Genomic DNA, 16,165 nt, shown 5'->3' with positions numbered 1-16,165 from the left:
AGATGCACTGTAAGGTGTGCTCACCGAATTTTTATGATTTCAAATTCTAAATACTATTCAGCCCAATTTTCATCATCATCACTTATCTGTTTTCAGCTACCACAGACTCTCTAAAAAGTTTATTATGATTACTTTTCTGAATGGTTAAATTATATCATTTTTCAACTACTTGTCAAGACTCTTTTAGCATTTTTTTAACTATTCAAAAACTTCCCCTATGAAAAAGAGGAAGTTTGATTGGTATCAGCCTGAATTACGCAATCCTGTCGCAATTCCGTTGATGGTTGTATGGATTAATTTTTCTTGGTCGCTAGATAATTCTCCTCGGCGTTGACGTTTAATCAACTCCAACTGGATATAGTTGAGAATATTAAAGTAAGGCATACGATAATCCAAACTTGCTTTTAGATATGGATTTTCAGCCAAGAGTTCATCGTAACCTTCGATAGCCAAGATAACTTCCTTGGTAACTTGCCATTCATTTAGAATAGTCTCATAGATTGCTTTTACTTGATCATCTTCACACAGTTTGGCATATTCAAAAGCAATATTCATATTTGATTTTGACAAGACCATATCAACATTTGAAAGAAGTGATTGGAAGAAAGGCCAGTTTTGGTACATATCTCGTAAGATAGCGATATTCTCTGGATTTTTATCGATAAATTCTTTGAAGCTTGAACCAACCCCATACCAGCCAGGGAACATGACACGACTTTGCGACCATGAGAAGACCCAAGGGATAGCTCGCAAACCACCGATTTCAGTAATAGTCTTACGAGCAGCTGGACGAGAACCAATGTTAAAGCTTGAAATAGCCTTAATCGGACTTGACTCGAAGAAATAATCATAGAAATGATCATTTCCAAAGACCAAATCACGGTAGATATCGTAACTACGGTCCACCACTTGGTCCATAATAGCTTCATAACGATTTGAGGTATTGGTATCACTCTTCTTCTGAGTAATCATACGGTTAATGGCTGCAGATACTAACATTTCAAGATTATAGTAAGCTGCGTCTTTATTACCGTATTTATTCCCAATTACTTCACCCTGCTCCGTCAAACGGATACGATCCTTGATAGACTTAAGCGGTTGAGAAGTGATAGCTTCATAGGTTGGTCCACCACCACGACCGACAGTCCCACCACGACCATGGAAGAAGGTAACCTTAACGCCAAATTCATCTCCAATAGCAGTCAATTGTTGTTGAGCCTTGTAGAGGGTCCAACATGATGATAGATAACCACCATCTTTATTACTATCAGAGTAACCAAGCATGATTTCTTGGTAGTTATTACGTGAAGCAATCCATTTCTTAGCAAGAGGAAGAGAAAGGTATTCTCTCATGGTTTCTTCTGAGTGGTCCAAGTCCTCAATTGTTTCAAAAAGAGGAACAATTTGGACACGGGCTCTTTCTTTATCAACTAACCCTACTTCTTTTAGCAAGATAGCCAATTCCAACATGTCTGATACGCTGGTTGCATGTGAAATGATGGTCTGACGAATGACATCATCTCCCAACTTATCTTTCAACTTACGAGCAGCCTTAAAGATGGCCAATTCTTTTTCGAGTAACTCTGATTTTTCAACATGAGTGGCAGAAAGAATACGTGGATCTTCTTCCAATTCTTTCAAAAGAAGCTGGCATTTTTCTTCTTCACTTAGTTCACTATAATGAGAATGAATACCTGCTGATTTCAAGAGTTCAGCTACACAAGCCTCATGAACACTAGAATCTTGACGCATGTCAATAGATGCCAAATAGAAACCAAAAATTTCAACTGCCTGAATCAATTCAACAAAATCACCAGAAATCAGTGCTTCACCCTTGTTTTCCAAGAGGGAATCACGAATGGTAATTAAATCCTTATAAAAATCATTAGCTGTTTCATAGCGAGCTCCAACTTCCTTATCCTCAATCAAATAAGCTTTTGTCGCTTGGATTTTTGATTGAATATCAAACAAGGCACGACGGTATAGCTCTTTTTCACGATAAATAGAATTATCCTTAGACTGACGAGCCATTTCTCTGACTTGCTTGCTCACATTGACAATACTGGTTGAGAGAGAGAACTCACGATAAAGTTGGTAAATCTTTTCATCATAGTAATTCATGATGACTCCACACTGGGTCATAGCAGATTGTTTCAAGGTATCTGCTGTAACAAAAGGATTACCATCACGGTCTCCACCAATCCACATACCCATGGTAATTGGTTTAGGATGTTTCAACTCCAAACCGTGTTTTTTAGCCAGACGCTTGTACTCAGCAGTCAAATGAGGAACTGCTTTCAAGAATGAGCTATTGTAGTATTCCATTACATTCGTGATTTCATTGGTTACTTTTAATTTCTTTTCACGAATCATATCTGTCTGCATGATAATCTCAATGTAACGACGGAGATCATTATGCCATTTTTCCTTATTAATCAAGCCTAATTTCACATCACGATACTTACGCAAGAGGGTGTGGATATGGTTGGTCAAATCCAACATACTCTTACGTTGCACTTGTGTTGGATGGGCTGTCAAAACAGGAACAACATTCAAGTGTTCAAGAATTTCAACCGCATTTTCTTTTTCTGCAACCATTTTGATTGTTGCTGACAACTTACCAAGATAATCTTGATCAATATTATTTTGGTGATTGATTTCATAAGCTAAATCCACATCTTCTGAAATATTAATCAAAAGAGGCAAGATAGAGAAATAGCGTGAAATATAAGCCATTTCATCATTTGTCAGACTAGTAACTAATTGGTTCAAACCTTGATAATCTTCTTGAGTTGACAATTCCTTCAACTGCATGATTTTTTCAAAAGTCTCTGGGGCAAGCATGTTTTTAGTGATATCTTCTAACAATTCTGTTAAAATCAATACTTCTTCTTGTATAACAGCTTTATTACTATAGTTTTCTAATTTTTGAAGAGACATAGGTAATCCTTTCCACTCTCAGCTCTACATATAGTTTGATGAGTGAGCTTCTAACTCCTCATATAATCGGGCACGTTTTTCACTTGCATCAATATTTAAGACAAAGGCGATGGCTACAGACAAGACTAGGAGACTGTTCCCTCCTTGCGATAAGAAGGGGAAGGTTACTCCTGTCGAGGGAATAATACCAGAAATTCCACCGATATTGACAAAGACCTGTACCAACATCATCCCCCCAACCCCAATCGCCATCATAGAATTAAAGGGATTCTTAGCACGAATTCCTACTAGGATAATTCGTAAAATCAGGAAAAAGACAAGTGCTAAAATCAAGCTGGCTCCCACAAATCCAAACTCTTCAATAACAATTGAAAATACAAAGTCTGTATGTGCCTCTGGTAAATAACCACGTTTTTCTATTGAATTTCCTAAGCCTAGACCAAACCACCCACCATTTACCATGGCAAAGTAGGAATTTGCAAGTTGGTGGCCTGACCCTGCCAAATCGGCAAAGGGATTAAAGTAGGCACTGAAACGCTTAGCAACGTAACCAAATACTGGAACTTTTGAAAACTTATCAACCCCGATCATAGAGATAGCTGATAAGGATAGGGCTGAAACTCCAAATAATACACCGATAAAGACTATAAACCAACGATGAGCAATTCCACTAACTGTATACATAATCAAGGCGACAAGAACTAGGATGGTAGCATTCCCCAAATCTGGGAAAATAGCTAAACTTCCTATCATTACTAGTAGGACGAAGCGCCAATCATTAAAAGCACGAGGAATCCATTGATTTTGAGTTAAAACTTGAAAATCGTAAATCCCAATTTCATCCTGTTGTTTTGAAAAACGTTGGGCCAAGTACCAGACGATGATAATCTTCAAATACTCTGCTGGCTGAATGGTCAAAGGTCCTACTGAAATCCAACCATAGGCTCCATTGACTGGCGTACCAATTAAGCGAGCCAAAGCTAAGAGAATCAGCTCAACAAACATAACAATAAATAAAAGTCGTTCTTTTCTCAAAAAATTCAATTTCAGCTTATATATCAAGGCAATCAATATTAAACTAAATATCCAAAACATTCCCTGACTTCGAACCAATTGGAGGGCACTTTTACCTTCTTCGATAAGAATGGCACTGGTTGTCGAATAAACCACAATCAAGCCCAAAATAGATAAAAGTAAGTAAGGAACTAGAATAGAATAGTTTAATAGGTGCCTCTTACTAATCTTCATAGTATCACCAATCTAATGAGAACAAAAGAAATTATTCCCAAATTCCGTTTATTTTCTAGTTTTGATTGCTATTATACCATTTTTTCCGAAAGAAAAAAACTCTTACCCTTAAGATAGAAGATTTTCTCATAAGAAAAAGAGCACTTGGCTCTTTTCTGTTTTATTCTTTTGAAGAACTGCTTGAGCTTGAATCTCCACCACCAATGTATTGAGTAAAGATATTTTGGAAGGCCTGGTCTTTAACCTTGATATTGGCTGCTTGCAATTCTTTTCCGATAATACTTTGAACAAATGATGCGTCGTTTTGTTTTTGAGTTAAGATAACAGTTTTTAATTTTTCTTTATAGTCATCGATATTAGATGATTTTTCTGTTTTCTTAATCAGTTTAACAATGTAATATTGACTGCTGTAGGCTTGTGTTCCAGTAACACTAATCACATCAGAAACACCGTTTACATCTAAAGCAAAAGCAGCTTTTTTAACTTGTTCTGGTACTTCTGTTGAAGCAGAATCAAAAGTGATTTCTCCACCATTCGCTTTAGTTTTCTCATCTGTTGAATTATCTTTGGCTAATTGAGCAAAGTCTGCATCACTAGCTTTAGCTTTTTCAAGAATTTCTTTAGCTTTGTCTTCATTGTCCAAACGGATAATTTGAGCAGTCACATCAGGAGTGTATTCGTCAAAGGCCTTCTTATAAGCATCATCTGTCAATTCAGCTTCTGCTGCTTTCTTAACTGCCAACTCAACCAATTTACTTGTACGAATTTGAGCTTTACGTGTTTCAAGAGTCATTCCTGCTTGTGACAAGACACGTTGGTAGTTCTCACCATATTGTTTCTCTTCTTCAGCAATTGTATCGTTGACTTCTTTGTCATCTACTTCTGAACCGTATTGTTTCTCAAATACTTTTTGGATAGTCAAGTTCAACAACACTTGTTGAGCTGAAGGATTGCTTTTCACTTGCTCATAAAATTGATGTTCTGTGATGACATCCCCTTTCATGCTGATAAGGTCTGCCCCTTCTGAACCTTTCGAACAAGCTGCTAATGTTGCTACTGATAATAATGTAATGGCACCTGCCAATAGTTTTTTCTTCATGTCTACTCCTTTGAGATAAGTGTTACCCTATCTATTTTACTATATTTTCTTAAATTTTTCTGAAAATCATTCGCTGTCAGGCAATTGAACATCTGCTACATTTTTACGAAGCATGAGAATTCCGTCCCCCAGAGGTACTAGTGTTGCGGTGAGTCCTGGATTGTCTAAGGTTGCATCAAATAGTCTTTGAAGTCCTCTGTAAATAGTTCGCTGACCACGACGGACTTCCATAATATCCTTGGCAACATCACCACCTTGGAAAATATCATCCAAAACAACCACACCACCAACTTCCAAATGTTTGAGGATTTCTGGAAGAAAGACGATGTATTTAGACTTGGCAGAGTCCATAAAGACGAAATCATAGGACTCTGTCAAGGTAGATAAGACATCTACCGCATCTCCTTCTAGGAGCGTAATTTGCTTGCGACTGTCAAACTGGGCAAAATTTTCCTTGGCAAAACCAATCATTTCTGGATTGCGGTCAATGGTTGTAATCTTGGCATTTGGCGCATGTTCTGCCATCAAGAGGGCTGAAAACCCGATGGCCGTCCCAATTTCTAGAATGTTTTTAGGTTGTATGGTTTCCATGAGAAAACGGAAATAAGCAACCGTTTCATGGGGAATAATGGGAATATTTTCCTTGCGGGCAAAGTCTTCCAATTCTTTCAAAGATCCTGTGACCTGCTTTTGGCGCTGACGCATCAAGTCTACAATTTCTTCCTTGACGACAGGGCGACGCATGTTATGGTTGGCATTTTTACTATATGATTCAACCATCTTATGCCATTCCCAATTTTTCAACAAGTGCTTCAAACTCATTTAAACGACGTTCAAAGACTGCAAAGGCATCGTTGAGGTAGTCTTCCTTCTCCATATCAACTCCAGCTTTTCTCATGACATTAAGTGGATAGTCAGACTTACCTGCCTTGAGATAGTCGATATAGCGGTCACGGTCTTCTTGATTACCATGGACAATCTTTTCAGCCAAGGCTGAGGCTGCTGCAAAGCCAGTTGAATATTGGTATACATAGTAGTTATAGTAGAAGTGTGGAATGCGAGCCCACTCGTATTGGATTTCAGGATTGTCTTCCTTACTCAAACCATAATACTCTTGGTTCAAGTCTGCGTAGAGTTTATTTAGGAAATCACTTGTCAAGACTTCTCCATTTTGGTCCGCTTGGTGGATAGCGTGTTCAAACTCAGCAAATTGAGTTTGACGGAAAACTGTCCCACGGAAACCATCTAGGAAGTTATTGAGAATAGCAAAGCGCGTTGCATCATCTTCCACTTCTTCCAATAATTTCTCCGTCAAGATATTTTCATTGGTAGTTGATGCAATCTCAGCCAAGAAGATAGAATAATCTCCGTAAACATAAGGCTGAGTTTCACGAGTATAGCTTGAATGCATACTGTGACCTGTTTCATGAACAAGGGTGAAGAGATTGTCTAGATTGTCCTGCCAGTTGAGAAGCATGAAGCCATTGGTATCGTAAGAACCACCAGAGTAGGCTCCTGAACGCTTGCCTTGGTTTTCGTAAACATCAATCCAACGCTCGCTGAAGGCACGTTTAACACGGCTCAAGTAATCCTCACCCAAGACTGCCAAGGCATCTTCTGCTTTTTTCAAGGCTTCTTGGTAGGTAAAACTATATTCAACAGATGAAAGCGGTGTGTAGACATCGTACATCTTGAGGTCTGAAATTCCCAAGATTTTTGAACGAAGTTCAAGGTAACGATGCAAGAGTGGCAAATGCTTGCGAACTGCTGCTACCAAATTGTCATAAACACTCTCTGGAACAAAATTTGCTGCAAGGGCTGCATGACGAGCACTCTTATAGTTGCGAACTTTGGCACGGTAGTTTTGCACCTTAACATTGGTTTGCAAGGTTTTGGCATAGGTATGTTGGAATTGTTCATAAGTCGCATAAAGTGCTTGATAGGCACCACGACGCACCTCACGATTTTTAGACTCCATCAAACGTGTGTAAGTCCCATGAGAGAGCTGAACTTCTTTACCATCATCGTCAAGGACATAAGGGAACACAATATCCGCATTGTCCAAGATAGCGAAGGTTTCACTTGCCGAACCAAAGATTTCTCCAGCTCCAGCCAATAATTCTTCTTCACGTTGTGATAGAACGTGTTCCTTGCCTTGTAAAAGCTTGTCAAAATAGTGTTGATAAACCTGCAATTTTGGTTGAGCCTCTAAAAAGTCAGCATACTGCTTTTCACTAATTTCCATAAATTCAGGCTCATAGAATGAAAAGGCTTGGTCCAGCTGGCTGTATAGAGTCATTGCCTTGGCATAGTACTCTTGGTACTTGGCTTCACGAGTGTCCTGGTCATTTTTCATATGAGCATAAACGTAAAGCTTCTCCATTTGGCGTTCCATCTCAAAAGAAAATTCAGTAATTTCGAGTAGGCTATCCGCACTATCCAAGAGATGGCCTTCATACTGGGCTACTGTCTCCAATTGTTCTGTTAACTCTTTTAAGGCTTCTTCCCAAGCCTGGTCAGTTGGGTAAATCGTTGATAGATCCCATGTATCTTTTTCATTTATTTCATGTCTTTGTAATACCATTAGATTCCTCCATCCTTTCTATTCTACCATATTTTTCAAGAAATATTGCTGATAAAAGGCTGGTGGATAAAGCTTTTGCCAATCATTTTGAGGATTTTCTTGGTAATAGGTGTAAAAGTGCTGATAATAGCTGGTCAAATCTTGCTCAATCTGGAAAAATTTGCCTACTAGTGGCCGAATTTGTGGATACCATTCTTTTAGCCCATAAGTCAGGAGATTTTCTCCCTTCTGATAGGCTTCTGCTTGTTCTTTCATCCAAAAGGGATGTTGATAGTACAGCTGTTGCCGGATATAGCGACAGATGTCCTTGTCCTGGGAAACGGTAAAATGCGATATTTTTTGTTTCTTATAGGGAAGACGTAATATCTCCAGTAGACTAGCTTGACCATAGGGAAATTCCTTAATCTGATAATGAAGTTTACCTCGGAGATCTTGGTGAATCAGGTATTTGAGTCTTAAAACTTGCTTTTTACTTTCTAATTCCCAAACATAAAATCCCATGTTTTGACTGAAGTATAGAAAACCTTGTTGCAGACGAGTCAAACGATCCTTGAGCCAAAGTTTTTCCCCCAGCAACCACAGTACTTGGTAACCCTGACTACGATAGCCCTCACTACGTTCTTTAAGAACTTTTTGAGGCAAGGGACTACACTGAACCTCTAAAGCTAGATTGCCATTTACAAATACATCCGCAATCTGTTTAAGTTCTGGAAGCTTGTATTCTAATTGCACCTCTGCATCTTTTTCCAACCAGTGATAAAGTGATTCTTTATTTGCCAGGTGTCCTGGACTTTCATTTTCAGAGGAAAAATCACAGTCTTTTAAGGTTTTGTGGGCAAAATGGGTCCGGACACTTGGTCCTTGACGCAAACGGAGCTGACCTCCACAAGCTGGGCAGGTGTATTCTTCCTTCTCAAGCTTATCCTCTAACACATTTACCAGCTGTCCCCTAGCATCTCTCGCAACAAACATAATTTCCCTCCTTTTCTATATTATTCGTAAAAATTAATAATCGTATTTTTAATTATAGAAAAAAGTATAGTAAATCGAAATAAAATATAAGCAAATTGATTGAGAAATTATAATTAATTGAAATAAGATATGAACAATTTTATTAGGTGAATCAAATTAATTTCTAAAAATATTTTAGTAGCAGTTGTATACTATACTAGTTTTAATCTGCTATAAAATCAAATTTCTAACAATAGTTAAGAATTTATATCGTACTTTTCCAGTTTCATTTCACTATACTATAATTAACAAAAAATCTCCTAGCAGGATTTCCTGCTAGGAGATTTTCTTATGAGAGGTACTTGTCTAAGCTTTGAAAATCGGATTTACCATCTGATAATTATCAAACAATCTACCAATTAAGCTTCTTCATCTTCTTTACGACGACGACCTGCAAGACCAAGACCAAGTAATGCACTTGCTACAGCTGCTACCATAGCTACAGTAGAATCTGCTGTGCCTGTATTTGGCAATTCTTTAGTTGCTGTACGCGCATTTGCTTGTGCTGATGCTGTTTGGCTAGCATTTGCTACTTGAGTAGTAGCTGGGGCTACAGCTGGCGTTTGATCAGCTTGGTCATTAGCTGACGTTGCATGATTAGTCGATGAAGCAACTTTCGCCATGAAGTCTTCGATACGTTTCACCATTGCATCCACTTCTGCTTGACTTGCTTTTGCATTGGCAAATACTGCTTTAGCTTCTGCTAATAATGCAGTCGCTTCTAGTGCAGTTGCTGCATCAAGCCTAGTTGACTCTTGGATGATTAGTTCATCTAATTGACGAATAGCGCCTTCTAACTTAGCTTTATCCACTTTCGTTTCAGTGTTAGTAGCTCCGTTATTTCTACCATAATCTGGAAGAGCAGTTTCTGGTTTAGAATCCCCATTTTGTGAAGCAACAACTCTAACCGGTACTTTTACAGTTACTTCTGTTCCATCTGGTAATCTTAACATTACTTTAGCAAACTTATCACCTAATGTATTTGTATCAGGTAAGTCTATGCTAATCACTGTAACATTCTCTGGTAAGCTTAGTTTTGAAATGATATCAGCTTGAGTAATTGCTTTTCCACGTTCAACTTTTACAACTCCTGTAATTGATGCTTGAATGTATGCTTCAAGGTTGAAAGTTGGGCGATTATAAACTAATGATTCTTGATCGATTTGGTATAAGAATGTTCTTAAAGCTTTCTCTACTGCTTCACTATCTGTTGCATTATCGATTGCTTTCTTAGCTGATTCAGCTTCTGCTCTTACTGATTTCTTAGCAACTTCTTTTTCTGCATCTGTTAAGTCAGTTCTTGCATCAATGGCTTTTTCTTTTTCCGCTAAAGCTTTATCAATTGCTGCTTTGGCTGTGGCTTTTCCAACTGGATTCACTGCTTTGATTGCTGTTTCGCCTTTGGATTGGGCTGCTTCTACTGCGGCTTGTGTATCTGCTTTTTTAATGGCTTCTACTGCTTCGGTAGCTGCTTTAGCTACCTCTGCTTTGGCTGCGGCTTTTTCTTCTGCTGATAATTTATCATTCTTATCGATTTCTGCAATTTTTTCTTCTGCAACTTTTTGAATCGCGTCTAACGCTTTTTCTTTGCCGACTGGATTCACTGCTTTGATTGCTGTTTCGCCTTTGGATTGGGCTGCTTCTACTGCGGCTTGTGTATCTGCTTTTTTAATGGCTTCTACTGCTTCGGTAGCTGCTTTGGCTACCTCTGCTTTGGCCGCTGCTTTTTCCTCAGCTGATAAGCTAGTATTCTTGTCAATTTCAGCTAATTTAGCTTCCGTTGTTGTTTGAATTGCTTCCAAGGCTTTTTCTTTGCCGACTGGATTCACTGCTTTGATTGCTGCTTCGCCTTTTTCTTGTGCAGCATTTACAGCTTCTTGTGTTGTCGCTTTTTGGATAGCTTCTACTGCTTCGATGGCTGCCTTAGCTACTTCTGCTTTGGATGCGGCTTTTTCTTCAGCTGATAATTTAGCATTCTTATCGATTTCTGCAATTTTTTCTTCTGCAACTTTTTGAATCGCATCTAACGCTTTTTCTTTGCCGACTGGATTCACTGCTTTAATCGCTGTTTCGCCTTTTGATTGAGCTGTATTTACAGCTTCTTGCGTTTCTGCTTTTTGGATGGCTTCTACTGCTTCGGTAGCTGCTTTAGCTACCTCTGCTTTGGCTGCGGCTTTTTCGTCATCGGATAAGCTAGTATTCTTATCAATTTCGGACAACTTAGCTTCTTTTGTCGCTTTAATTGCTTCCAAGGCTTTTTCTTTGCCGACTGGATTCACTGCTTTGATTGCTGTTTCGCCTTTGGATTGGGCTGCTTCTACTGCGGCTTGTGTATCTGCTTTTTTAATGGCTTCTACCGCTTCTATGGCTGCCTTGGCTACTTCTGCTTTGGCTACAGCTTTTTCTTCAGCTGATAATTTATCATTCTTATCGATTTCTGCAATTTTTTCAGCTGCAGCAGCTTCTACCGCTGCTTTAGCTTCATTTACAGCTTCTTTGCCAATTGAATTCACTGCTTTAATAGCTGCTTCACCTTTTGCTTTTGCTGCGTCCACTGCGTCTTGTGTATCTGCTTTTTGGATGGCTTCTACTGCTTCGGTAGCTGCTTTTGCTACCTCTGCTTTTGCCGCTGCTTTTTCTTCATCGGATAACTTAGTATTATTATCGATTTCTTGTTCTTTTGCTGCTTTTTCAGCATTAATAGCTGTAATTGCTGCTTCTTTTTCGATAGCTAATTTTCCATTATCTTTTGCAGAGTTGATACCCTCTTCAGTTGTTGCATTATCAATAGCATCTGTTGCAGCTTTTGCTTCTTTAGCTACTTTTGCTTTTTCTTCCGCTTTTTGTTCTGGTGTTAAACTTGTACTAGCTTCAATAGCATCTGTCGCTTTTTTTGCAGCATCTGCAATTTCTTTTTTAGCACCGTCTCTGTCAAGTTCTTTCAACAATTCTGCAGCTTTATCTAAAGCTGTTTTCGCTGCATCTACTTTTGCTTGAGCTGCTTTTACTTCTTCTTTTGTTGCATTATTGCCTTTTGCTAAAACTTTGGTTGCTTCTGCTTTGGCTGCTTCTAATTGTGCTTTTAATTCTTCAAATTCTGCTTCATATGCTTTAATACTATCTGCTGTTTTACCAGTTGTATCAGCTTTTTTCAATGCATCAGAGTTCGTTTTTAATTTTGTTTTTTCTTCAGTAGTTGCCGCTTCTACAAGAAGATTTTTCGCTGTTTCTAATTCCGTTTTCACTGCATCTACTTTCGCTTGAGCCGCTTTAACTTCCTCTTTTGTTGCATTATTGCCTTTTGCTAAAACTTTGTCTGCCTCTGCTTTTGCTGCTTCTAATTGTGCTTTTAATTCTTCATATTTTCTTTCATATGCTGCGATACTATCTGGTGTTTTACCTGTTTCATCAGCTTTTGTTAATAAATCTGCAGCTGATTTTAATTTAGCTTTCTCTTCTGCTGTTGCAGCTTCTACTAAAACTTGTTTCGCTGTTTCTAATGCCGATTTTTTCTCATTAACTTTATTTAAAGCTTCCGTTACTTGAGTTTGTGTTGCATTTTCGTCATTAATTACTGTTTCTGCTTCTTTAATTGCTTCTTGTGCAGCTGTTTTCGCATCGTTATACGCTTTTGCACTATCTGCAGTTTTTCCTTGTGTTGGATCTGCTTCTGTTACTAAAGTACTTAACGCTTCTTTTGCTTTTGTTAACTCTGTTTTGTCTGCTTTATTCACTAATAATTCTGCAGCTTTTGTTAATTCCGCTTTTGCAGCATCTACTTTTTCTTGAGCTGCTTGAGCTTCTGCTTTAGATGCATTATTTTCTTTTGCTAATACTGCGGCAGCTTCTGTTTTTGCTGCTTCTAATTGTGCTTTAATCGCTTCGTATTTTGTATTATAGACCTCAATACTTTTTGGTGTTTTTCCAGTTGTATCAGCTTTTACTAATGAATCTGCATCTGATTTCAATTTAGCTTTTTCTTCTGCTGTTGCGGCTTCAATTAAGCCATCTTTAGCTTCTTGTAGAGCTGTTTTTTTAGCATTTACTTTTTCTAAAGCTGCAGATACTTGTTCTGGTGTTGCATTATCGTCATTAATTACAGTCAAAGCTGCTGCTATTTCAGTTTTTGCTGCTTCTTTTGCAGCATTGTATGCTTTTGCAGTATCAGTTGTTTTTCCAGGTGTTGGATCTTCATTCACTAAGGCATCTAATTCAGCTTTTGAATTCGTTAATCCTGTTTTATCAGTTTTCAAGCCTGATTGTTTAGCTAATAAATCTTGTAAAGCTTGCTTAAAATTAGGTGTTCTAGCAGCAGGATTTGCTAATAGTGTTCTAACTTTTTCTAATTCTGCTTCATAATCTTGAATTGTTTGAGAAGTTTTACCATTTTTATCTGCTGATTCTGTAGCTTTTAATTTATCATAAATTCTTTGTAAAAGATTTCTTGCTACATTACTAGTATCTTGCGCAATTGAGAAGTCAGCTCCTGTAACAGGCACTGAATATTTGTCATCCCAAGCTTGATAACTCATCCCTGTTTTATCTTGGTCTGCTAAACTTACTCTAACCTTGTAATGGTCTGCACCTTGAGGTAATGCAATAGGCTTACTCGTAAATGTTCCAGCAGTTCCATTTGGTTTATTCCCAGGTTGTGCCATTAATTTTTCAGCTTCTCTTTTACCAATGAAATTCTTACGTACAGTGTGGTCAACACCTGAATCTATTGTAGTCGAATTACTACTATCTGAAATTTTAATTTTTGCTTTATTCGTTCCATCTTTAGCTGCTGTCACAACCTGTTTAGCATCATTTATATTTTTAGAAGGATCAAAAGTCGTCTCATAAATCTTTGTTTCCGTAGTACCTTCGATACTATACACTTCTACTTTATATCTAGCTTTTCTACCTTCACTATCTCCAACATAACCAGGTTTAAACTTAACAATTACATCTGAACCTTCTTTAGTCGAATAGGCTTTAAATGTTTTTTTCAATCCCTTTATATCTTGCAAGATTTTTTGTAATTCCTCCACCTTCACCAGTCGGTTTGTAAGTACTATTATCATAAACAACTTCATCTCTATTACTTCTAGTTCTACTCTTTGATAATAGTAAAGTATACTCTGTATCTCTATCGAAAGCTTGTTCTTGCAACCAAACAGTATCATCTAGTGTTGAATTGATTGTTTCAAGAGGGTATACACCTTCTTCAGTTCTTCTAGCAATAGCGAATACTCCTCCATCTACTGCTGTCCATCCTCCGAACTCAGTAATTTCTTTTACAGTACCTTTTGCTACTTCCTTACTATCACCTAAACTATCCATATTTTGTGAAAGTTTTGAATTATTTTCAACTGTAGGATCTAATGCTAATAATGCTTTAACTAAAGTATTTAAATCTGCATCATCTGCAGGCGCTGTATAAGTTTGGTTCGCAGCAGGATCTGTATTCGTTGTAGCTGCTCCCGTACGAAATGGATTATTTGTATCCAAAGCCTTTCCATTACGTTCATCTTTAGAACCTGAGTTTGCAATAGAGTTAGATTCTGAAGATTTTTCAGTATTTGTAGCTTTAATACCTACAGTAGCTTTTCCATTTGTCGTATCTACTGCTGGTGCTTCTTTTTTCTCTTCTGGTTTTGTTTGTAATTTTGTTGTTGCAACAATTAAGTTTGCGTGTGCTTGTGATAATTCCGATTGTGTTTTTGCAGTACTTAAAGCTGTTTTGGCTGCTTCTAAGACATCTCTAAGATTGTTAACGCTTTCTTCCGTCTTAGTAGCATATGTTCCTTTAGCAAACTTTCCATCAATTTCTTTGATTAAATCTGTTAATTCTTTCTTATCTAGAGTCTCCACCTTCTGAGGTGCTGATTCTGGATAAGGACTATTTTCAACTGTTGAAGGTTGAGTATTTGTCTCTACTGTTGCAGCAGGACTAGTGGCTACTGTGTTCCCTTCGTAGGTCCCATTCTGGACATTCTGATCTTTAGGTTGCGGTGCTTGAGTCTCCCCCCCATTAGTTGAAGGCACCCCTTGCTCTGTAGCAGATACTGCTCCATTTCCTAAAAACATGAACAAGGCAGCCACTGCTACACTAGCTGCACCAAAGCTGACCTTACGAATAGAAAAACGTAATTGCTTTTCACGATCGTATTTACCCTTATGAAACATCTAATTTCCTCCAAAATAAATATTTGTATCACATCTTATAATACACTTTTACTCTAATAATTACAATAACTCCTATTTCATATTTTTTAATCCATTACAGTCTTTTATGCGTATATATATGCATAAAAGTGATTTTATTCTATTATTATAGAGTTTCTTGGAATAAAAATTATATTGTCAGAAATATTATTTTTTTATAACATTTAGCATTTTTTTAAAGATCCGGAAATTTCCAGATCTTCATTCTTATTTACTTTATTTTCTTAGCTAGCATGGTCGCAAAGCGTAGTTGAATACGATTGCCATTCTCATCGCGACGGTGAAGATGGCCTGGATTTTCATTGTACTTAACCAATTCCCAGTCCTTATAATAGTCTGCCAGTTCCCCTTCCTTAAAAGTAAATGGGAAGTTCACTGAGCAAGGATAATTCTCCGTATCCATGGCACAAACGATAAGATTATAGCCACCAACAGTGGTTTTCTCCTGCATGTTTTTGATAATTGCAGGAATGCGATCTGCTTGCAGAAACATCAAAACAACTGTCGATATGATGAAATCATAGTCTTGCCCAATGCTAGCTGAATTGATATCGTAAAGACCAACAGGCATGTCTAAATCTTCCTGCTCAACAATGCTTTGTAAGATTTCAAGGGACAGTTCATTTTGATCGACAGCTGTCACATCAAAACCGTGCTGGGCTAGAAAGAGTGCATTACGGCCTTGACCACAGCCCAAATCCAAGGCTTTCCCTGGTTTTACTGTCTGCATTGCCTCTAGAACCTCTGAATGAACAGGATTGGTATTGTATTTCTTAGGGAAATAATCCTCAGGTTTACAATAAAATTCCAAGTACCATTCTACATCATCTGTGGCTGCTTCCACTCGGTGCCAGGCTTGTGGTTGTGCCATGGGATTGTCAGCTCCTGCTTCAAAGAGGTGCTCAGCTAAAACCTCACCATCTGCTGTCAACTCAATAAACTTGAGAGCTCCCTTCAAGACAGTAATTTTCCCCCAAGTCCCAACCTTGGTATTGTGCTTCTGCTGAACCACCTCTGGCATGGTTTCTTTCGTCCACAAGGGCATACGTTTATAGGCAACTAGTTTTTCCATT

General features: G+C 38.0%; 9 protein-coding genes and 1 other annotated feature (1 of these 10 only partly in view). All 9 genes read right to left on the bottom strand.

Annotated elements, in window-relative coordinates:
- Positions 1-148 (bottom strand) — a binding site (T-box leader); it reaches 71 nt to the left of the window's first position.
- Between the two features lie 95 nt (positions 149-243).
- Positions 244-2,940, bottom strand: coding sequence for a phosphoenolpyruvate carboxylase (gene ppc / locus QM818_RS00420; protein ID WP_414299774.1), 2,697 nt, complete (start codon positions 2,938-2,940; stop codon positions 244-246).
- Between the two features lie 24 nt (positions 2,941-2,964).
- Complete coding sequence (gene ftsW, locus QM818_RS00415; protein ID WP_261446831.1) at positions 2,965-4,188, bottom strand: cell division peptidoglycan polymerase FtsW; 1,224 nt, start codon at positions 4,186-4,188, stop codon at positions 2,965-2,967.
- 160 nt (positions 4,189-4,348) lie between these two features.
- Entirely contained in the window at positions 4,349-5,287 is a 939-nt protein-coding gene (prsA, locus tag QM818_RS00410; protein ID WP_000727943.1) for a peptidylprolyl isomerase PrsA, read from the bottom strand.
- Positions 5,288-5,353: 66 nt separating this feature from the next.
- Positions 5,354-6,067 carry an O-methyltransferase gene (locus QM818_RS00405; RefSeq protein WP_261105932.1) on the bottom strand — a complete coding sequence of 238 codons (714 nt, stop codon included), beginning with the start codon at positions 6,065-6,067 and terminating at the stop codon, positions 5,354-5,356.
- 1 nt (position 6,068) lies between these two features.
- Positions 6,069-7,871, bottom strand: a complete 1,803-nt coding sequence (pepF, locus tag QM818_RS00400; protein ID WP_414299773.1) for an oligoendopeptidase F — start codon at positions 7,869-7,871, stop codon at positions 6,069-6,071.
- An 18-nt stretch (positions 7,872-7,889) separates the two neighbouring features.
- Positions 7,890-8,843, bottom strand: coding sequence for a competence protein CoiA (locus tag QM818_RS00395; protein ID WP_414299772.1), 954 nt, complete (start codon positions 8,841-8,843; stop codon positions 7,890-7,892).
- 398 nt (positions 8,844-9,241) lie between these two features.
- Positions 9,242-13,876, bottom strand: coding sequence for a DUF1542 domain-containing protein (locus tag QM818_RS00390; protein WP_414299771.1), 4,635 nt, complete (start codon positions 13,874-13,876; stop codon positions 9,242-9,244).
- Complete coding sequence (locus tag QM818_RS00385; protein WP_414299770.1) at positions 13,860-15,053, bottom strand: YSIRK-type signal peptide-containing protein; 1,194 nt, start codon at positions 15,051-15,053, stop codon at positions 13,860-13,862. Before QM818_RS00385 ends, QM818_RS00390 begins: the two co-directional genes overlap by 17 nt.
- A gap of 250 nt (positions 15,054-15,303) precedes the next feature.
- Positions 15,304-16,164 (bottom strand): SAM-dependent methyltransferase TehB, encoded by an 861-nt coding sequence (gene tehB, locus QM818_RS00380; protein WP_261073200.1) that lies wholly within the window; start codon positions 16,162-16,164, stop codon positions 15,304-15,306.
- Position 16,165: the final 1 nt, after the last annotated feature.

This window comes from Streptococcus mitis, assembly GCF_047464035.1.
In the GTDB taxonomy this organism is placed as follows: domain Bacteria; phylum Bacillota; class Bacilli; order Lactobacillales; family Streptococcaceae; genus Streptococcus; species Streptococcus mitis_DX.
Note: the sequence above shows the minus strand (reverse complement) of the source record. Positions and strands in the feature narration are given on the sequence as shown.